The organism is Streptomyces sp. NPDC054840, from assembly GCF_053611065.1.
Genome location: NZ_JBSGZP010000047.1, coordinates 1 through 19,016, shown reverse-complemented (window position 1 = coordinate 19,016; position 19,016 = coordinate 1). Strand labels below are relative to the sequence as shown.

General features: G+C 69.6%; 18 protein-coding genes. 6 read left to right on the top strand and 12 right to left on the bottom strand.

The annotated features are described in order from the left end of the window. Nucleotides 1-21: 21 nt before the first annotated feature. The 6 genes from ACWGIU_RS06055 to ACWGIU_RS06030 all read right to left on the bottom strand — a co-directional run bounded on the left by ACWGIU_RS06055 (nt 22) and on the right by ACWGIU_RS06030 (nt 4,328). Complete coding sequence (locus tag ACWGIU_RS06055) at nt 22-672, bottom strand: hypothetical protein (RefSeq protein WP_453702883.1); 651 nt, start codon at nt 670-672, stop codon at nt 22-24. After that, the gene (locus ACWGIU_RS06050) at nt 669-1,106 is read right to left on the bottom strand and encodes a DUF6114 domain-containing protein (RefSeq protein WP_453702881.1); all 438 of its coding nucleotides are present in this window, start codon (nt 1,104-1,106) and stop codon (nt 669-671) included. Before ACWGIU_RS06050 ends, ACWGIU_RS06055 begins: the two co-directional genes overlap by 4 nt. Further along, nucleotides 1,097-1,729, bottom strand: coding sequence for a DUF6230 family protein (locus ACWGIU_RS06045; RefSeq protein ID WP_453702879.1), 633 nt, complete (start codon nt 1,727-1,729; stop codon nt 1,097-1,099). Before ACWGIU_RS06045 ends, ACWGIU_RS06050 begins: the two co-directional genes overlap by 10 nt. 107 nt (nt 1,730-1,836) lie before the next feature. After that, nucleotides 1,837-2,670 (bottom strand): MerR family transcriptional regulator, encoded by an 834-nt coding sequence (locus ACWGIU_RS06040; protein ID WP_453702877.1) that lies wholly within the window; start codon nt 2,668-2,670, stop codon nt 1,837-1,839. A gap of 28 nt (nt 2,671-2,698) precedes the next feature. Beyond that, nucleotides 2,699-3,904: a methyltransferase gene (locus tag ACWGIU_RS06035; RefSeq protein ID WP_453702875.1), complete on the bottom strand. Its 1,206-nt coding sequence runs from the start codon at nt 3,902-3,904 to the stop codon at nt 2,699-2,701. A 61-nt stretch (nt 3,905-3,965) separates the two neighbouring features. Then, the gene (locus ACWGIU_RS06030) at nt 3,966-4,328 is read right to left on the bottom strand and encodes a tetratricopeptide repeat protein (protein ID WP_453702874.1); all 363 of its coding nucleotides are present in this window, start codon (nt 4,326-4,328) and stop codon (nt 3,966-3,968) included. 105 nt (nt 4,329-4,433) lie between these two features. On the opposite strand from ACWGIU_RS06030, the gene ACWGIU_RS06025 reads away from it, so the two are divergent. The 4 genes from ACWGIU_RS06025 to ACWGIU_RS06010 all read left to right on the top strand — a co-directional run bounded on the left by ACWGIU_RS06025 (nt 4,434) and on the right by ACWGIU_RS06010 (nt 10,258). Further along, nucleotides 4,434-5,399: a pirin family protein gene (locus tag ACWGIU_RS06025; RefSeq protein WP_453702872.1), complete on the top strand. Its 966-nt coding sequence runs from the start codon at nt 4,434-4,436 to the stop codon at nt 5,397-5,399. A gap of 1,049 nt (nt 5,400-6,448) precedes the next feature. Beyond that, entirely contained in the window at nt 6,449-7,753 is a 1,305-nt protein-coding gene (locus tag ACWGIU_RS06020) for a dsDNA nuclease domain-containing protein (protein ID WP_453702870.1), read from the top strand. Beyond that, nucleotides 7,750-8,322 (top strand): hypothetical protein, encoded by a 573-nt coding sequence (locus ACWGIU_RS06015; RefSeq protein WP_453702868.1) that lies wholly within the window; start codon nt 7,750-7,752, stop codon nt 8,320-8,322. The genes ACWGIU_RS06020 and ACWGIU_RS06015 overlap by 4 nt, the downstream gene beginning before the upstream one ends. 127 nt (nt 8,323-8,449) lie before the next feature. After that, nucleotides 8,450-10,258 (top strand): hypothetical protein, encoded by a 1,809-nt coding sequence (locus ACWGIU_RS06010; protein ID WP_453702866.1) that lies wholly within the window; start codon nt 8,450-8,452, stop codon nt 10,256-10,258. Between the two features lie 71 nt (nt 10,259-10,329). Here ACWGIU_RS06010 and ACWGIU_RS06005 read toward each other — a convergent pair whose 3' ends face one another. Next, nucleotides 10,330-11,307 carry a DUF1648 domain-containing protein gene (locus ACWGIU_RS06005; RefSeq protein WP_453702865.1) on the bottom strand — a complete coding sequence of 326 codons (978 nt, stop codon included), beginning with the start codon at nt 11,305-11,307 and terminating at the stop codon, nt 10,330-10,332. Further along, nucleotides 11,304-11,651 carry a GntR family transcriptional regulator gene (locus ACWGIU_RS06000; RefSeq protein WP_453702863.1) on the bottom strand — a complete coding sequence of 116 codons (348 nt, stop codon included), beginning with the start codon at nt 11,649-11,651 and terminating at the stop codon, nt 11,304-11,306. The genes ACWGIU_RS06005 and ACWGIU_RS06000 overlap by 4 nt, the downstream gene beginning before the upstream one ends. Before the next feature lie 235 nt (nt 11,652-11,886). On the opposite strand from ACWGIU_RS06000, the gene ACWGIU_RS05995 reads away from it, so the two are divergent. Continuing rightward, a complete protein-coding gene (locus ACWGIU_RS05995) occupies nt 11,887-13,242 on the top strand; it encodes an amino acid permease (protein WP_453702861.1) in 1,356 nt (451 codons plus the stop codon). A 19-nt stretch (nt 13,243-13,261) separates the two neighbouring features. Here ACWGIU_RS05995 and ACWGIU_RS05990 read toward each other — a convergent pair whose 3' ends face one another. Next, nucleotides 13,262-15,250, bottom strand: coding sequence for an APC family permease (locus ACWGIU_RS05990; protein WP_453702885.1), 1,989 nt, complete (start codon nt 15,248-15,250; stop codon nt 13,262-13,264). 159 nt (nt 15,251-15,409) lie between these two features. Then, nucleotides 15,410-16,195, bottom strand: a complete 786-nt coding sequence (locus tag ACWGIU_RS05985; RefSeq protein ID WP_453702859.1) for a GNAT family N-acetyltransferase — start codon at nt 16,193-16,195, stop codon at nt 15,410-15,412. 120 nt (nt 16,196-16,315) lie between these two features. Between ACWGIU_RS05985 and ACWGIU_RS05980 the strand changes: the two genes are divergently transcribed. Further along, a complete protein-coding gene (locus ACWGIU_RS05980) occupies nt 16,316-16,885 on the top strand; it encodes a DUF3887 domain-containing protein (RefSeq protein ID WP_453702857.1) in 570 nt (189 codons plus the stop codon). Here the strand turns inward: ACWGIU_RS05980 and ACWGIU_RS05975 are convergent. Together ACWGIU_RS05975 and ACWGIU_RS05970 are read right to left on the bottom strand one after the other, a co-directional pair. Continuing rightward, nucleotides 16,862-17,185, bottom strand: a complete 324-nt coding sequence (locus ACWGIU_RS05975; RefSeq protein WP_453702855.1) for a hypothetical protein — start codon at nt 17,183-17,185, stop codon at nt 16,862-16,864. The two genes, ACWGIU_RS05980 and ACWGIU_RS05975, sit on opposite strands and share 24 nt — an antisense overlap. Before the next feature lie 49 nt (nt 17,186-17,234). Further along, a partial coding sequence (locus tag ACWGIU_RS05970) for an ATP-binding protein (protein ID WP_453702853.1) occupies nt 17,235-19,016 on the bottom strand: 1,782 nt, incomplete at its 5' end.

Genomic DNA, 19,016 nt, shown 5'->3' with positions numbered 1-19,016 from the left:
GCCCGGGGCCGGTCGGGCGGGTCAGGGACCGACGGTGATCTGCTGCGCCGGATCGGTGGTGTCGGTCACTTTGTAGACCGCGTTGAAGGTGGACGTGGTGGCGCTCGTGGGGCAGCCGAACCCGCCGGTGACCGTGACGGGCACGGAGACGTTCGTGAAGGTGAGGGTCGACGGAGCACCGTTGACCCAGGTGCCGCCGACGTTCGCCGGGGCGGTGGGGGCGGCGGTGACCGTGCAGGAGGCGAGCCCGCTCGTCTGGACCACCAGACCGCCGACCGGCAGGCCCATGGTGGCGGTGATCGGGGCGCCGTCCTGCATCGACACGGACCAGGCGCCACTGGTGGTGACCGTGGGCGTCACTCCCCACATGCTCGAGGTGCACGAGCTGTACGTGGGCGCCGAGATCGGCGACGACACGGATCCGGCCGGGTTGCTGTTGCCGGGGGCTCCCGGCACGCTGCCGGTGGCGACGGAGACCGTACAGGTCACGGTGACCGAACCGGCCTTGAGGGTGGCCTTCCCGCTGAGGGTGGCCTTGAAGGCGTGCCCGGCCGGGGTGACGGTGGTCGACCCGGCCAGCGGTAAGGGGGCGGCGGAGGCGGTGACCGAGGCGAGCGTGATGGCTCCGGCGACGGCCGTCCCGAGGGCGAGCGCGGTGCGCGTGCGGCTCATGGCTGTGCTCCTTGGGGATCGTGGTGCGGGGTGGGGGGAGGGGGTGCGGCCGGGGCGGACTCCGCCTTCCCGGCGCTCCGGGCGGCGTACGGCTGCCAGGCGAACATCAGGCCGCCGCCGAGGATGCCGAGGAGCGTGCCGATCAGGAATCCGCCGAGGTTCGACAGGACCAGAGCGGCGGTGGCGATCAGGGTGGTGAGGACACCCGCGAGGGAACGCTGTGGGGGAGAGAACCAGGCGGTGAGCCCGAGCACGATCATCACGATGCCCATCAGGACCGACGGGATCCCCGCCACCCCCTGCTGGAGCATGATCTTCAGCGGTGCCAGCGGCAGGACGCAGATCCACGACCCGGCCAGGATCGCGAACAGCCCGCCCCAGAAGGGTCTGCTGCGCCGCCACCGCTGGGCGCGCCGCCGCAGGTTCAGAAGCATTCCTTCTTGCCCTTGCTGATGTTCATGCTGAGCCCGGAGAGCTTGAAGGTGCCGGCGTTCGTCGCCCACGCCGTCTGCTGGAGGTCGGTGATGCTGACCGTGTCGGCCTGCTGGGCGAAGAGGTCCTGCATCCCCTGGGCCTCGGCCGGACCCTTGTCGAGGGTGGAGGCGTCGCGGCCGATCTCGATGTTGCTGAAGACCGCGTCGCCCGAGAGCTGGGTCGCGTCGACGAAGAGGTTGCTCGCCTCGACCGGGGACTTGCGCCCGGCGGTGAGGTTGAGCGAGATGTCCCCGATCACCGGGAGCGAGGTGACCACGGACTGGCAGAGGCTGTGGAGCTTGGCCTCCCTGATGGCGGTGACGGCCACCGGGATGAGCTCCTGGCGGGCGTTGACGTCCACGCTGCCGTACTGGGCGAAGCCCTCGCCCTCCAGGCTGCTCGCCGACACCTTGAACTGCTGTCCCGACACGGCGAACGAGGCGGCGAGCACGCCCTGCGCCAGTGCGATGCCGAGGCCGGCGGTCAGGGCGACGGCGGGGACGGTCAGGACGGCGAACCGGCGCCAGCGGACGCGGCCGGAAGCATCGTCGGACGGGTCGGATAAATGGGGAGAACCGGTCATGGGAACGTCCCTTATTTCGGCTGTGCACCGTTGTTACCGACGAGTTGAATGTAAGAGTGCCAATGGGGGTTGGCAAGGTTGTGCGAGTGCACCCTTTGAGCCGACTCCTACTGCTCCGTACGCAGCAGTTCGGCGACCTCCGCGTCCACCCGCCGGGCCATCGCCCGCGCGAACTCCGAGGTCACCACCTCGCCGGCCACCGGCCGCAGGGCCGCCACCGCGGCCGTGATGTGCTGAAGTTGCGTGGCCGAAAGCCGTTTCAGGCCCTCCAGGCCTTCCGGGCCCGCCGCATCGATCACGTAGCGCCGGAACAGCCCCACGAACCGGTCTGCGACCGCCGAGGCCTGCGCCTGTACGAACTCCCCGGCATCCAGGATCTCCGCGAGCGGCACGCCCTGCCGCACCAGCGTCAGCGTGGCGTCCAGCAGTCGGCGGTTCGGGTAAGTGACCAGGTCCCCGTCGATCGTCACGTAGCCGAGCTCGGCCGCCCGCCGGGTGTCCTCCGCCGTCGCGGTCGGACCGAACAGCTCCCGCAACTCGGGCCGGGACAGTGTCACCGGCTCCTCCTGGACCCAGTCCCGGGTCATCTCCCGTTCCAGACCCAGGAGTTGGGACAGTCCGCCGCCCTCCTCCCACGCCTGCAGCAGCTCGGCGATGCCGTTGACCGTGTAGCCACGGCCCAGCAGGTCACTGATCAGCCGTAGCCGGGTCAGGTGATCGTCGGAGTACCAGGCGATGCGGCCCTCCCGGCGCGGCGGCGGCAGCAGCCCGCGCTCCTGGTAGTAGCGCAGGTTGCGCACCTTCACGCCGGCCGCCCGGGCCACGTCCTCCCGGCGGTAGCGCCCGCTGCCACCGCTCGGGCTGTCGGCCGTGCGGTCGGCGGTGCCACCGCTCGGGTCGCCGCTCGTGTCACCGTTTCCGTTCTCCACCTGGCTGCTCACGCGCCAGAGTGTAAGAGGTACCGGCAGGTCACATGGGCCGCGGACGATCCTGCTTGACCGCCCGCAGGACCACGAACTTCGGCTCGCTCGCGACGACTTCGCTGTTGCCGAAGAGCCGGCGCAGGTGAGTGTGGTAGCCCATGTGCCGGTTGGCGACGATCCACAGCTCGCCGCCCGGCCGCAGCACCTTGCGCGACTGCGCGAACATCCGCAGCGCCGTCGCGTCCGTCGTGGCCTGGTGGGAGTGGAAGGGCGGGTTGCTCAGCACCAGGTCGACGGAGGCGGGGGCGAGCATCGCGACGCCGTCGCCGACATGGAACTCGGCGGTGCGCCGGCCCTCGCGGATGTTCGCCCGGTAAGTCGCCCGCGCCGAGGCGACCGCCTGGTAGGACTCGTCGGTGAACACGACCTCGGCGTCCGGGTCGTGGGCCTGGACCGCCGTGCCGACGACGCCGTTGCCGCAGCCCAGGTCCACGACCCGGGCGCCGTCGGTGTTGGTCGGCAGGTTCTGCAGGAAGAAGCGGGTGCCGACGTCGAGCCGGTCGGCGCAGAAGATGCCGGCGTGGTTGACGACGGACAGACCGGAGGCCGATCCGGCGTCCGCGTCCACCGTGTACGTCAGCGGCCACGGACCGGCGGAAGTGGGGCGGGTCGCCCCGGGCGTGCCCGGTGTGCAGAAGATCAGTCGCGCCTTCTTCTCCGCGAGCGAGGTCTTCGTAGGGCCGAGGATCTTCTCGAAGAGGCGCAGGGTGGAGGTGTGGATCTCCTTGACCATGCCGGTGCCCACGACGACGGTGCCCGCGTGCACGTGCGGGGCCAGCCGGTACAGCTGGTCCTCCAGCAGCGCCAGGCTCTTGGGTACGCGCACCAGGAGGACGTCGATGCGTTCCGGAGGCGGGTCCTGGCTGGTCAGCAGGGTCACCGTCGACTTCGAGGTGCCGATACCGGCCCGGTCCAGGTTCGCGGCGGTGGCGGCGCGGGTCAGCGCGGAGTCGGTGATCTGCGTCGGGCGGTGCGCGGCGAGCGCCGTCGTCAGCGTCCCCCAGCGGTCCCCGAGCACCGTGATCCGGCCGGCGGCGGCGGCCAAGTCCACCGGTCCCCGCTCCCCGGTACCGGAGGCGAGGTGGCGCAGCAGGTACTCGTCCGCGGCGTCCCAGGCACGGAGCCGGTCGCGCGGATCCTCGGGGAAGCGGGTGAGCTCGTAGGAGCCGAAGGGTGTGGTGAGGCGGTTCATATGGGCCCCAGGCTATCCGAGCCGGAGGCCCGACCCAGCATGCACGGGGCCGGACGGCGCGCTACTCGGGGAACTCGCCCGCCATGGCGGCCGCCATCCGCAGATAGGGACGGGCCTCGGTGGCCCGGCCCAGCCGCTCCAGGGTGCGACCGAGCATCAGCTGTGCGTAGTCCTCGACCGGCCAGCGCTCCAGGAGGGCGCGGAGCTCGCGCTCGGCGCGGGAGAGCTGGGCGGAGTGGTAGTAGGCGCGGGCCAGCAGCATCCGGGGCCCCAGTTGCTCGGGGGCCTCGCCCGCCAGCGTCTCCAGGATGCGGGCGGCCGTCGCGTACTCCTTCGCGTCGAAGAAGAGCTGGGCGCGCGCCCAGCGCTCGGCCGCCGTCCCGTGCCCGAAGTACGTCGTCGGCGCGTCCATCGCGGCGTCCATCGCGTCCCTTCCGCCGTTCAGGTGGTCTGTCCGCTGCCTCCAACACGTCCTGGCCGTGGAACATTCCGCTCTCCGCCGCCACCGCCTCGGGGCTAGGTTGTCCACATGAGCAATCTCGATCGCCAGCCCGCTCTTTCCGTCTGCGGCGGCCGCGGCTTCGTCGTGTCCGAACCGGTGCGCGAGCTCCTCAGCCCGCGCACGGTCAAGCTCGGGGAGTCCACCGAGGTCCGCCGGCTCCTGCCGAACCTGGGCCGGCGCATGGTGGGCGCCTGGTGCTTCGTGGACCACTACGGCCCGGACGACATCGCCGACGAGCCCGGCATGCAGGTCGCCCCGCACCCGCACTCGGGGCTCCAGACGGTGAGCTGGCTGCACGAGGGAGAGGTGCTGCACCGCGACAGCGTCGGCAGCCTGGAGACGATCCGCCCCCGGGAACTGGGCCTGATGACCTCCGGCCGCGGCATCAGCCACTCGGAGGAGAGCCCGCGCCCGCACGCCCGCTTCCTGCACGGCGCCCAGCTGTGGGTGGCCCTGCCCGACACCCACCGCGACGTGGAACCGCACTTCCAGCACCACGCCGACCTCCCGACGGTCACGGCCCCGGGCCTGACGGCGACGGTCATCCTGGGCACCCTGGACACGGCCACCTCGCCGGGCACGGCGTACAGCCCGATCGTGGGCGCGGACCTGACCCTGACGGCGGGCACGCAGATCGGGCTCCCGCTGAACCCGGACTTCGAGTACGCGGTCCTGTCGATGTCGGGCGAGGCCCACGTGGACGGCGTCCCCGTCCTCCCGGGCTCGATGCTCTACCTCGGCTGCGGCCGAACGGAACTCCCCCTGCGGGCGACCTCGGACGCGAGCCTGATGCTCCTGGGCGGCGAGCCGTTCGAGGAGGAGATCGTGATGTTCTGGAACTGGATCGGACGCTCCCAAGAGGATATCGCACAGGCCCGCGAAGACTGGATGAACGGCACCCGCTACGGCGAGGTGAAGGGCTACGACGGCGCTCCGATTCCTGCTCCGGAGCTGCCCCCAACTCGCTTGAAGCCTAGGGGAAGAGTGCGCTGAACAGCACTGATGTCATCAAGGGTGCGGGCTGTGCGCGGCGGCTCGCATCGTTCCGCTCCCGAGGGTCCGGCGGGAGTCGACACGATCTCTGCAGCGGCATTTTGATCTTGATGTCGAGTCTCATGTGTACCAGGCTGTGGCCAGGTCTAGTCGAACGAATGCTGACCCTTTGCTGACTCTACTGACGAGTAGTTAGATATCTGTAGGGAGAGTCGGACGGTTCCTCGTGGCAGAGGCGCGTCACGCAGAGGTCCGGGTCACGAACCGTTCGGCTGCCCCGGACAGGGCCGGTTCGACTCCTCCTTCAGGCTCGAAGCCCGCCGTTGGCCCGCGGTGGGGGCCGCCCTGCGAGGTTGTAGGAAGTCAACAAGGCGCCGTGCTGGAGCCGCTGCGGTCGACCCAGCAAGGTCCCATGCCTGGCGGCGTGTTCAGTGGGTGCCCACGGGTGCGGTTTGGGGAGGTCCAGGTGTGGCTGTTGGCGGCAGCTCGGCCCACCGGTTGCCACGCCTATTCGTTGAACGGGCCAGGCCGTCCTTCAGGCGAGTGACTCGTCAGCAGGTTCTTCGTCTGCTGGTGGTACAGCAGTTGCACCCGCGCTGACCAGGTGAAACGACAGTTGGTGCGGCCCTCTGGCGGGGCCTGGTCCGGAAATGGTCCGGATCTTGGTGGGGCGGGCGCCCATCCAGGTCACGTCTCGGCTGCAGTGGGAGTGATGGGAGTGATTGGGGGCGATCGGGACCGGACGGGTCAGGTGGGAGGGCCACCCTGGCGTCGGCCACGCAGGATCGACGCGCGGGCGCGGGTGGGCTGCTCCGCGGGCAGGGGGGAGTCGGAAGTCCCGTGCGCCGGCGTCGACCGAGGCGAAGCGGGCCTCACGTCTTCCGGGGCATCGAATGTGATCGACCGGTTACGGAGTGCATGGGTGCTGTGGTAATTGTGGTGATCTTCCGCCGTCGGCCCTGGGGGCGTAGCTCCAACGGCGGGGTGGGGGGTGCGCAGTGGCAGTTGAGGCTGAGGCGGCAGAGGACGCAGAGTCTGATGAAGGGTTCGTGCACCCGATCTTCCGCGTGGCACCTCAGGAGGACATCGGGTCGGACACCCTGGGTAACTACCGGTATCAGGCAGAGGTCGCCGCCCAAATATGCGTGGCGCTGCTGACACAGGAGTCTGTCGAATCGGTGGTCTGCGAGTGGCACGAAGACTTCGTGGTCTCGTACGCCGGCGGTTCGGTCGAACTCGTATCAGTGAAGCACCGCGGAAAGCGGCGGAACCCCTGGAACGTGGCGGATCTGTGCAAGGACGGAGGTCTGGCGCACCTCTTCGACCGATGGCGTGCGTGCGATGGCCTGAGCAACGTCCACCTTCGTCTTGCCACGAACGCCGGCCTCACAACAGGCAAGGGGGGCGCTACCACCCTGAAAGCGATGTGCGGGCCTGACCCACGTATCACTCTTGGGGTGGACGACATGGCCAGCGCCGTCGCCCAGTACCTCTTGAAAGTTCGATGGAAGCAGCCCTACGCCACCATCCCCGAAGTCCCCCAGGTTTCGCGGCTCGCCGACATCGCCATCCCGGACGGCTTCACCGACTTGGTGAAGCTCTTCTTCGCCGCGCTGCATATCGACGATGAACTGCCGTCCCGCCGGCACATCACTGACGTCAATCTCCAGAGCCTCCTCATTCCTGCGATCGCGACCCTGCAGCGGGAACATGTGGATGTCGAGGCCACCTATCGCGCGCTGATCGAGCGAATCGAGCAGTCGAACCGCGACGAGAGCGATCGCGGACAGCTCGCTGTCTACATCGCCGACCCGACGAGGGTCCTGCACAGCGTGCAGATCCAGCAGCGCATCGCGAGGCGCCGGCTGACCAAGGCCACGGTCCTCGACACGTTCGTCTCCAGCCGCTCCATAGTGCCCACCTTCGCCCGCGGCCAGCTGCCGATCGTCGCTCCGGGTGGGGGCAACCTGCGCAAGAAGATGGCCCGCGGGCGTGTTCCAGCGGATGAGGCTGCTCATGCCGAGCGCCTTCGATCAGCCTGGTATGTCGCCTGGTCCCAGCACCGGTCGGGATTGGCGGGAGACACCACGGAGCTGGCCAACGCGAGCTACGAGGTCTTGGACACCGTCTTCGCCTGCCGCGAGCAGGCCGAAGAGGAAGCGTCCGACGGCGCACCCTACGGGCGCCGCATGCACCAGCTGATGACGCGGCTCCTGACACCAGACCTACTTGGTGCCGGGCTTCCGTTTCCCGTCAACGGGCGTCATCTGCGGGGCTTGGCCTACCAGCTCTGTGACGACTGCGACTTCTACTTCTCCGACGTGTTCGACCCCTCTGAGGAGGAGGCGTCGTGACAAGCGCCGGCGACCGTCTGGTGGCGACCACGCGCCTCAGGGACCGGGCCCGTCGACAGGAGCAGTATGAGGCTCACTATCACGAGGCCCGTGTGCTGCTGCTGATCGACCGTTTCACCGGAGTGAAGAAGGGCCTGGAAGGGCTGACCAAACTTGCCAAGCTCGACTTCCTGCTGCGCTACCCGGCCATGCTGGAGCGCCTCCTAGCCGAGGACGGAATTCCGTGGCCGGACGGAGCCCAACCCACCTCCGCTGAACGCCTATCCGTCGAGAGCCGCATGACCCGCTACAAGTACGGGCCCTGGGACCACCGCTATTACACCGTCCTGGGATCCCTGGCTGCCCGCGACCTGATCACCTACGGCAGGACTGACCGGGCCGAGTTCCGCATCACAGCATCCGGCGCAGTCGCCGCGGCAATGCTGGCCGAGACGGACGAGTGGTCCGTGGTGGCGAAACGCATCACTCTTCTTAAGAAGCACTTCAACAAGTCAGGTACGACCCTGAAGACCCTCATCTACGACCGTCTGCCGGACGCGGTCGACAGGCCCTGGCGGACGGAGATCTGAAATGGCAGTCCACCTTCGCTTCCGCTCCCTCACCGTCACCACCGCCGACGCCGAGAAGACCTACTGCTTCGACGGGCCGGCCACCGTCGTCAGCGGTCCCAGCGGCACAGGCAAGTCCAGCCTGCTGATGCTGCTCAAGCATGTGGTGGGTGGCAAAGCCGTACTGACCCCGGCCGTCCGCGATCACGTCATCTCTGCCCGTGCCGAGGTCTTCATCGGCGAGCAGCACGTGATCCTCAAGAGGACCGTGAACGACGCCCGCTCCGGCCAGGTCGAGGTCCTGGATCCAGGGACCCTGGCCATGCGCAACACCTACGCCGTACAAGCGGACGGCGACCTGCCACCCTTGTCGGACTACCTTCTGGCGGCCCTCGACTTCCCCCGCGAGACGATCCCCGCCAGCCGCGACGGCAAAGCCACAACGCGGGACCTCACGTTCACCGATCTCTTCGCCTACGTGTACCGGGAAGCCCGCAACATTGACCGCGAAGTCGTGGGACACCTCGACACATGGTTCAAGACCAAACGCACCGCCCTCTTCAAGCTGATGTTCGCGCTCACCGACAGCACCGTGCTGGAACTCAGCCGGAAGCTGGGCGAGCTCAAGGAGGAGCTCCGCAAGAAGACGGACGAATACGAGAACGTCAAGAACTTCCTCGGTGCGACTGACCCCCGCACCGAGGACCAACTGCGGGCCGAGCTCACCAGTCTGCGGGACATGCTGCAGCGAGCCGATGCAGCGCTGGCATCACTGCGCCATGGACTGGAGGAGAGCACCGCAGCCGACGCCGTCCTTCGCCAAGACCTGCGTGCGGCAGTGGACAGTGCCCGCGACGCCGCCCAGGACGTCCTTGCGGCAGAAGAGCTCGTGGAGGCCCGTGCCGCGGTCGTCGCCCAGGTCGAGCTCGACCTGGCCCGACTCGACCGCTCCACCACCGCCATTGAGAAGCTGTCGCCCTTCGACTTCGTCGTCTGCCCACGTTGCATGCAGCGCCTCAGCAGCCGCTCCGTACCCGAGGACCACTGCGTGGTCTGCCTTCAGGACGACCCACACGACCAAGACGTCGATCCCGCCGCTATCGCACAGACCCGAAGGAACCTTGACCTTCAGTTTCAGGACGCCCGAGCCGTGCTCGAAGCCGATAGCGCTGTCCTGGAAGCCGCACAACAACGAGCCCAGCAAACCGACTTCCTCGCCCACAGTCTGCGCCGTTCACTCGACGCACAGACCCGCGACCTCGTGGCACCCCGCTTCGACGCCATCGCAGACGCCAGTGCCCGCGCGGCCTCCCTCAGGGCAGCCATCGACTCCGTGACCCAGCTACGAGACTCCTGGACGCGGGCACACGCGATCGCACGAGACGTCCGAGCCATCAAGGAGCGGCGAACCCGCGCAACCGCTGAGAAGAAGGCCCGCACAGCCGAACTCGCTGCGAGACAAACCCTCGTGAGCGACCTTGGCCGAGACTTCAACACGATGATCTCGCACCTGCGCCCTGCACCGTGGATCCAGTCCGCGACCATCGACCCGTCGTCCTATTTGCCGGTAGTGGACCACGTCTCGTTCGAGAGCCTTCAGGCCGACGGCGGGGGGATCGTGACCTGCATCAACGTCGGGTACAGCCTCTCCCTGCTGGAGTTCGGCATCACACACCGAGACGTCCGGGTGCCGTCATTGCTGATCATCGACTCGCCTCGAAAGGCGTCCGGGAGCAACCTGGACGACCAGGCGCGCGGGCATCGGACCTACCAGCGCTTCCAAAAACTCGCCGAGGTCCACGGCCCTCAGGTCCAGCTGATCATCGCCGACAATGATTCGGCGCCCACCCCGGGCGCAGCTTTCGGCAAGATCGAACTTGACTACGACAATCCTCTCGTCCCAGGCGTAGCCCACCCAGGACCCGAGCACACGCACCGTGCCGAAGATGAGTCGTGATCAGGCTGCTCGGGACTGGAGTGAGTACCTGTCAGGTGTTGCCCGTCCCCGTGCAGATCTTGCGGTGGGGATCAGGACTGGCTGCGAGTGGCGAGGCTGTTGAGCAGGGCGGCGCCGCGTTCGGCGTCGTCGACGCTCACGGCGAACTCCGGTCCATTACGGGGCCGGACGACCAGGCATTCCCCGGCGCGCAGCATGACGGTGGTTCCGACACCGCTGAGCCGGTAGCCCCAGCCGCCGACCTGTGCGGGGGTGCGGGTCTCCGCGCGGGCCGCGGCGATGTCGTGCACGGCCCAGCGGCGCACCGGCCATCCAAGTGGGCCGAAGGCCACCTCCAGACCGGTCTGGGTCACGCGAGCCTGTACGGCGGAGCAGCCCAGGGTCAGGACGGAGACGAGCGCGAAGGGGGCGACCAGTGCCCACTGCGGGCCGGTCAGGCCGACCGCCCCCGCCAGTGCGGCGGCCGCGGCGATCACGCCGGCGAGTGCGGCGGTCAGGTGGAGCCAGCGGTTCGTGGTGCGGGAGAGCCAGGCGAGGCGTTCCCCGTCGGGTAGGGGCATGGCGGGCAGGGCCCCGGCTGGGCGGCCCGCATCGGCGGCCGTGCGCCGCCCTGTCAACCGGCCGAGCAGGCCGGCCGTGAGTGCGGCGGCCGCTGTGATCGCGATCCCCGCCCCCACTGATCCGGCATCCCGCCAGTCGGCGCGGTCCAGGTTGGCGTGCACGATCGCCGCCTGGGCTCCGACGAGGACGACCCCGCCGGACAGCAGGGTGATTCCGGCCCACGGCCCGGCGGCCTGCCGACTCCCGGACCGGCCGGTGAGGGCGAGGGCGAGTACGAGAACCGCCCAGATCAGTGCCGGGAACACGACGGCCGCCCACATGGGCATCGAGCCGTCCGGGTTGCTGCCGCTCCAGTGGGTGGCCAGCCGCGGCGGCAGCCGGTCGGCGGCGGCCACCGGAAGTCCGACCAGCGCGAACAGCACCCCCACGGCCCAGGCGGCGGCTCCCCAACGGGACCCGGCCCTCAGCTTCTCCGTCCGGTCGGTCACGACAGCTCCTTGATCATCTCGATGAGATCGCTCCTGCTGTAGCCCAGGCGGGCCGCGTCGGCGACCAGTTCGCGTGCTCTTTCGAGCAGTTGAGACCGTCGGCCGGCGGCTGCGGCGACCGTGACCCCGCGTCCGCGCCGGAATTCCAGCACCCCTTCGTCCCGCAGGGTGCGCAGCCCGCGCAGGACCGTGTTGGTGTTCAGGTCCAGGGCCTTCGCCAGTTCGCGGGCAGGCGGCAGTCGGTCCCCGGGAGCGCACTCGCCCTCGGAGACGGCCCGCCGGATCGCCCCTGCGACCTGCTCGTGGAGGGGGCGGCTGTCGGTGGTGTCCAGTCTGAGCAGCATGGTGCTAATAAGGCTAGCACCATTCATTGTTCTGTGAGGAGTCGCCGGTGGCTCTGTGGGGGCAACTCCCCTGTGGAGCGGTTGTTTTCGGCTACTCCTTGACGCGTTGCTGACGTACTCTTAATGCCAGGTGTGCCGGGAAGCCTGGTCGGCAGTCAGATACGCATGGGCCCGTCCATGTGCTTGGCTCTCGCCGAGAGGCATTCCCCCTATGACCGCCATGCAGCGCCCTGCTGTGCCTACCCCCGTCGGCCGCCGTGGCCCACGCCGCTCCATCCTCTTCTTCGCGTTCGCCTTCGCGGTCATCGCCGATCCCGTCTCCTCGGTCGCGTATGCCATCGAGGCAGCCCTGCGCGCCCTGCACGGCGACCTCGCGCTGCTGCTGCCGACGATGGCCCTGGTCGTAGGGCTGGTCGTGGTGGTCACCGCGAACTACTGGCAGCTCGTACGCCGCTTCCCCCAGGGCGGCGGGGCGGCGGCCGCGGCCGGGCGGGCCTTCGGGCCGCGCTGGACGTTCGTACCGATCGGCGCCCTGGTCGTCGACTTCGTGCTGACCATCGGGATCTCCATCGCGGCCGCTGCCAGTGCCGTGATCGCGCTGTTCCCGGGCCTGGCTCCGCTCCGGGTCCCCCTCGCGCTGCTGCTGCTCCTGGTCGTTGCGGGGCTCACCTGGTTCGGGCACGGCGGACGGCTGCTCTTCGCCGTGATGACCGTGCTGTTCGTGCTCGTCTGCGTCGCCGTACTCGTCCATGGCTTCGTCTCGCCGCACGCGATCGGCAGCGCCTCCACCGACCCGGGCCGCTCCGCCGCTCTGGCCGTGGTCCTCGCCTTCCCCGTCGCCATGGCCCTGGCCACTGGGGTCGAGGCCCCGTCGACGGCAATCGCCCAGCTCGGCCAGCTCGACGACACCCACCGCCGCCGTTTCGGGCGCGGCACCCTCGCCCTGCTCCTGGTCATCGTCGGCGGTCTGACCCTGGGCCTGACCGCGCTGGCCGTGCGCCTGCACATCGGCATCCCTGGTGAGGACTCCACCCAGATCGCCGACATCGCCCGGGCCGCCGCCGGTTCCGGCTGGCTCTACGGAGCCTTCCAGCTCACCAGCGCCCTTCTCCTGCTGGCCGCCGCCAGCTCCTCCTTCCAGGCCGGCCCGGGTCTGCTCAAGGCGCTGGCCGGCACGGCCGTCCGTCCCGGCGTACTGCCCACCGTTCTCGGCCGGACCAACCGCCACCACACCCCGTACTGGTCCGCCGTCGTCTACCTCGCGGCGGCGGCCCTGATCATCGTGGCCGCCGCGGGGGAGGAGCAGGAGCTCGTCCTCTTCTACGCGGTCGCGGTCTTCGTCAGCTTCCTGGTCGGCCTGCTGGCCATGACCCGCTTCGCCCGTACGGAGCGCAAGACCGCCCTCGCCTGGGTCAACGGCCTCGCGGCCGCGGCGGTGGCCTTCACCCTCCTCGTGAACCTGCTCCGCGGCTGGCCCGTACTCTCCCTGGCCGCCACCCTGCTCATCGCGGGCGCGCTCTACCTGCGCTGGGCCCGGGCCGGCCGTCCCTCGGGCATCGAGGACATCGAGGCCCGGGCCGAAGCCGACTGACCAGAAGGCAGCCGCCGCCTCAGCCCTTCGGCGCCGCCTCCTCGCGGGCCGGCTCGTCGCGGACGGGTTCGCCTCGGCGGTAGGCGCCGGGGGCGCGGGCTGCCGGGTGGTCGGCGCGGGTGGAGGAGGTCAGCTGCCAGGGGACGCTGGTGACCATGACGCCCGGGGTGAACAGGAGTCGGCTCTTGAGCCACAGCGCTGACTGGTTGTGGAGGAGGTTCTCCCACCAGTGGCCGACGACGTACTCGGGGATGAACACGCTGACGATGTCCCGCGGGCTGTCCCGGCGGATGTCGCGTACGTACTCGACGACGGGGCGGGTGATCTCCCGGTACGGGGAGTCGATGACCTTCAGCGGGGTCTCGATACCGTACTCGTCCCACTGCCGCTGGAGCGCGCCGGCGGATGCGCGGTCGACGGCGACCGTCAGTGCCTCAAGCCGGTCCGCGCGCATGGCGCGGGCGTACGCCAGGGCGCGCAGGGTCGGCTTGTGGATGGTGGAGACGAGCACGATCGCGATGACCCGGGGCGGCGGGGCCATCTCGGCGCGCGGATCGGTGACGGCGAGCTCGGCCGCGGTGCTGTCGTAGTGGTGGCGGATGCCGCGCATCATCACCCACAGGACCAGGGCGGCGAGTACGGCGAGCCAGGCGCCCTGGGTGAACTTGGTGGCCAGGACGATGATCAGGACCAGTCCGGTCACGCAGGCGCCGAGCCCGTTGATGGACCGCGTGACCATGTGGCGGCGGCGTTCGGCCACATCCGGCTCGGTGCGCAGCTCGCGGTTCCAGTGCCGGACCATGCCCAGCTGGGAGAGCGTGAAGGAGGTGAACACGCCCAGGATGTAGAGGTGGATGAGGTCGGTGACGTTCGCCTTGTAGCCCCACAGGAGGAGTCCCGCGACGGCGGCCAGGGCGATGATGCCGTTGGAGAAGGCGAGCCGGTCGCCGCGGTTGTGCAGCTGGCGCGGCAGGTAGCGGTGCTGGGCAAGGATCGAGGTGAGCAGCGGGAAGCCGTTGTACGCCGTATTCGCGGCCAGGATCAGGATCAGGGCGGTCGCTGCCTGGATGAAGTAGAAACCGAAGCTGTCCGAGCCACCGAAGACGGAGGCCGCGAGCTGGGCGATGACGGTCCGCTGCGTGTACCCCTCGCAGTCCGCCAGCCCGGTCAGGCGGCAGGGGTCCTCGACGATGTGCACCTTCGCGACCACGGCCAGGGTGGTGACGCCGACGAACATGGTGATCGCGATGATGCCCATGGCCGCCATGGTCTTCGCGGCGTTGACGGCTTTCGGCTTGCGGAAGGCCGGCACGCCGTTGGAGATGGCCTCGACCCCGGTCAGCGCCGTACAGCCGCTGGAGAAGGCCCGCAGGACCAGCATCAGCAGCGCGAAGCCCGCGAGGTTCGCGTCGGCGGGGTCGGGCTCGACACCGTACGCGGCGCTCTCCGCGACCGGCGCGTCGCCCAGCAGGTACCGGAAGAGCCCGGTGCCGACCATGATCAGAACGCCGCCGATGAACAGGTACGTGGGGGTGGCGAAGGCCCGGCCCGACTCGCGTACGCCGCGCAGGTTCATCGCCGTGAGGAGCACGACGAAGCCGAGGGCGAGGAACACACGGTGCTCGGCCAGGTCCGGCAGCGCCGAGATGATGTTGTCCACGCCGGAGGCGACCGAGACCGCCACCGTCATGACGTAGTCGACCATCAGCGAGGCAGCCACGACCAGGCCGGCCGACGGCCCGAGGTTCGTCGAGGCGACCTCGTACGAGCCGCCGCCGCTCGGATACGCGCGCACGACCTGCCGGTACGACAGCACCACGACCGTCATCAGACAGACGACGGCCAGCGCGATCCACGGCGTGAAATGCAGGTACGCCAGCCCGCCCAGCGTCAGCACCAGCAGGATCTCCTGCGTCGCGTACGCCACCGAGGACAGCGGGTCGGAGGCGAAGATCGGCAGGGCTAGGCGCTTGGGCAGCAGGGTCTCACCCAGCTCCTCGCTGCGCATGGCCCGGCCGATCACCAGGCGTTTGAGCAGACCAGTCACATTGAACACGCCGCGAGCGTATGTACCAGGGCCAGATCACGCGCGTCCGAAGCGGACGGGAGGCACCAGGCTTCCCGAATGGGGGTCACGAAGGCAGGCAAATGGCGGTGCGGGCCATACTCACGCCGGGACTGGCGTGTCCCGGAGCCCGTGTGCAACAGCCCGGCCGGTGACGTGGTGGACGTACTCGTGGGCCAGTCGGAAGCCGGCCGTCCAGGCCAGCAGGCGGCTGGGCCGGTTGTCGCGGGAGCAGCACCAGCTCGCGGTGTGTCCACGTGCCGCGATATCGGCTGTCAGGCCGGCGACGCAGGCCAGTGCCAGGTTCTCGCGACGACGGTCGGGCAAGGTGACCACCGCGATGTCCTCGTAGGCGCTGCCGAGGAGGTAGGTGCATGCCACGGAGAGGATCCGGCCCTTGGTGAACGCGGCCCAGGCGTGGCCGGAAGCGGCGAGCTTTGCGGGCCCGCCCCAACTGGCTTGTATCCAGGCACATTCGGAGTCCAGGTCGGCCAGCGCCGGAGCGTCTTCAGGCGTCAGCCGCCGCACCGTCACTCCGCGCGGCGGCCGTGGGAGGGACACCTGCTCCCGGTGGACGTACACCATCCGTTCCCACGGGACGACGCGCTCGAACGCGGAGTCGAGGGCTGGCCAGAACTGCACGGGTGCCTCGACGTACTGGCTCGCGAAGCGGGAGAGCGCGGCCGGGGCGAGCGCACCGGGATCACCCCGCAGCAGCACGTGGTCCGCGCAGCTGACCGCGAGGGCCCGGGGCCGGTCGGGGTGGTCGGCCCACCAGTGGCCGGCCCCCGTGGTCAGTACGTGCTCGGCGAGAGTCCCGGGGCCAGGCGAGCCGGTGGGAAACCAGCGGCTCAGGGCAGCCGGCTGCTGCGGCGCGATCTCGATCACGGACTCTCTCCAGGGGGTGGCGGCTGACGCGGGTCGGCCATGTGCCCGTCAGCGCCCTGTCAAGCGGACGGCTAGAGGGTCCTGCTCCCAGGCATGCGAGGGAAGAGCGAGTGGAGCACGATGGACGTATCCGGACTCGCCAAGCTGGAGAAAGTCGTGGTGCTGATGCCCGGCAAAGATCCAACGCTCAGCAGCAAGCGGCAACTGGTCCAGGCGGTAGTCACCGTCACGCTGGCCACCAGTGCGCTGTTTCCGGCCAACGGTTTCGCGCTGGCCGCGATGCAGGCCCACGCCACCCCGACGGTCGCGGGCACCGCCGTGGCAGCAGCCCCCGCTCAGAGTCAATACGACCGGATCGCCATTCAGACGCTCGACGACATCGTGAACGGCAACTTCACCGCGGCCACAGCCCACTTTGATGCGACGATGCGCGAGCTACTGCCCCCGGACGCCCTCGCAGGGGCGTGGGAGACTTACCAGGACAAGTTTGGTCCCTATCAGTCGCACGGGGATCCCCAGCACGTCGCATTCGGCGAATTCACCGTGGCCAACATGCCGCTGCGCATGGAACACCAGCCCGGGGAGTTCCGCGTGACCTTCCACAAGGACGGAAGCATCGCTGGTCTGCTGTTCCTTGAGACAGGGGTGCCGATCTCCGTCGTCAGTTCAGCCCGCGGCCCGTTCAGGTAGAGCTGCCGCGGAGCGGCGGCCGTGCCGGTGGGTGGCGATGCCCAGCAGCAGGCAGCCGGTGACGGCCAGGACCCCCGCGGCTGCCGTGCAGGCGAGGGATACGCCGGGGGAAGCATCGGCAAGGCGAGGGACCGCGTTGAGCGGGGCCACGGAGTAGATCGCCAGCACACACCAGCCGCGCGGTCGTACCGGTGCCAGTCGACCGCGCAGGCGGAGCGGTATCCGGTCGGCGGCCAGGGCGATGCCGATGGGCAGCAGCGTGACGGAGAACAGGACGAGGCCGGTCAACTGCCAGTTCATGGCTGGAGAACTCCGAATTGTCGTGAGGGCGGACAGGCGGGCACGGCGGCTACGTGGTGGCGGCAGCCGGGAGGTCGGGGAGGGCTGGAGGGCCACCGCCCGCTATGGGGAGCGTAATGACCATGGTGAGGCCGCCGCCGGGGGTGTCCTCGGCGGTGAGCGTGCCGCCGATGGCCTCGGTGAAGCCGCGGGCGACGGCGAGGCCGAGGCCGACTCCGGCGCCGCGCGGGGCGTCGCCGTGGCGCTGGAAGGGTTCGAAGATCCGCTCCTTGGCCTCCTCGGGGACACCTGGGCCCCGGTCGACGACGCGCAACTCGACGCGGTGGGCGAGAGCGCTCGCGGAGACCTGGACGGGCTGGCCATCGGGGCTGTACTTGACGGCGTTCTCGACGACGTTGGCGACGGCCCGCTCCAGGAGGCCGCGGTCGACGGCGACCATGGGAAGCGTCTCGGGAATGTCGAGTTCGACGCTGTCCTCCGGTACCCCGCCCAACGCCATCGGGACGACCTCGTCGAGGTCGGTCTCGCGGATGAGCGGGACGACGGTGCCGGTGCTGAGGCGGGACATGTCCAGGAGGTTCCCGATCAGGGCGGCGAGGCGGTCTGCGCCTTCCTCGATGCCTTCGAGGAGCTCGGCCTTGTCGTCCTCGGACCATGCGACGTCGTCGGAGCGCAGGGACGAGACGGAGGCTTTGATGCCGGCGAGCGGAGTGCGCAGGTCGTGGCTGACGGCGGCGAGCAGGGCCGTACGGATGCGGTTGCCCTCGGCGAGTTCACGCGCCTTGCCCGCCTCGTCCACGAGGCGCTGGCGGTCGAGCACGACGGCTGCCTGGGCGGCGAAGGCGCCGAGCACCCGGCGGTCCTCGGCGGGCAGGACCCGGCCCGAGAGGGCCAGGGCCATGTGGTCGCCGATGGGCAGGTCGACGTCCGCGTCCTCGGGGCGGCGAGGCGGGGTGGCGCCGACGGATGCCGCCGTGGTCCAGGAATCGACCTCGCTGGTGCGTTCCAGGAGTGCCACGGAGTCCATGGCGAAGGTCTCGCGGAGTCGTTCGAGGAGGGCATCGAGGGAGTTCTCGCCGCGCAGGATGCTGCCGGCGAGGAAGGAGAGGATCTCGGACTCGGCGCGCAGCCGGGCCGCCTGGTGCGTACGTCGGGCGGCCAGGTCGACGACGGAGGCCACGGACACTGCCACGCCGACGAAGATCGCGATGGCGACGATGTTCCTGGGGTCGGCGATGGTCAGCTGATGGAGCGGCGGGGTGAAGAACCAGTTCAGGAGCAGAGAGCCGAAGGCCGCCGAGGCGAGGGCGGGGAGAAGTCCCCCCAGGATGGCTGCCGCCACGGTGAAGGTCAGGAAGAGCAGCATGTCGTTGGCGAGCCCGAGATCCGGGAGGACCTGGCTGAGCAGCAGCGTGAGGAGGGCCGGGCCGGCGATGCCGGTCGCCCAGCCCCAGATGATGCGCGAGCGTCCCAGACGTCCACGGCGGGCGACCGGCAGGCCGCGGCCCTTGGCGGCCTCGTCGTGGGTGACGATGTGGACGTCGAGGTCGGGTCCGGATTCGCGGGCGACGGTGGCGCTGACCCCGGGACTGAAGACGGACTGCCAGGATCGGCGGCGGCTGACGCCAAGCACGATCTGGGTGGCGTTGCACCCGCGGGCGAACTCCAGCAGTGCGTCGGGGACGCTGTCGCCTATGACGTGGTGGAAGGTGCCGCCGAGGTCCTCGACCAGCGTGCGCTGGACGGCCAGTTCCTTGGGCGAGGCGGAGGTGAGGCCGTCGCTCGCGGCGATGTAGACGGCCAGGACCTCGCCGCCCGCGCCCTTTTCGGC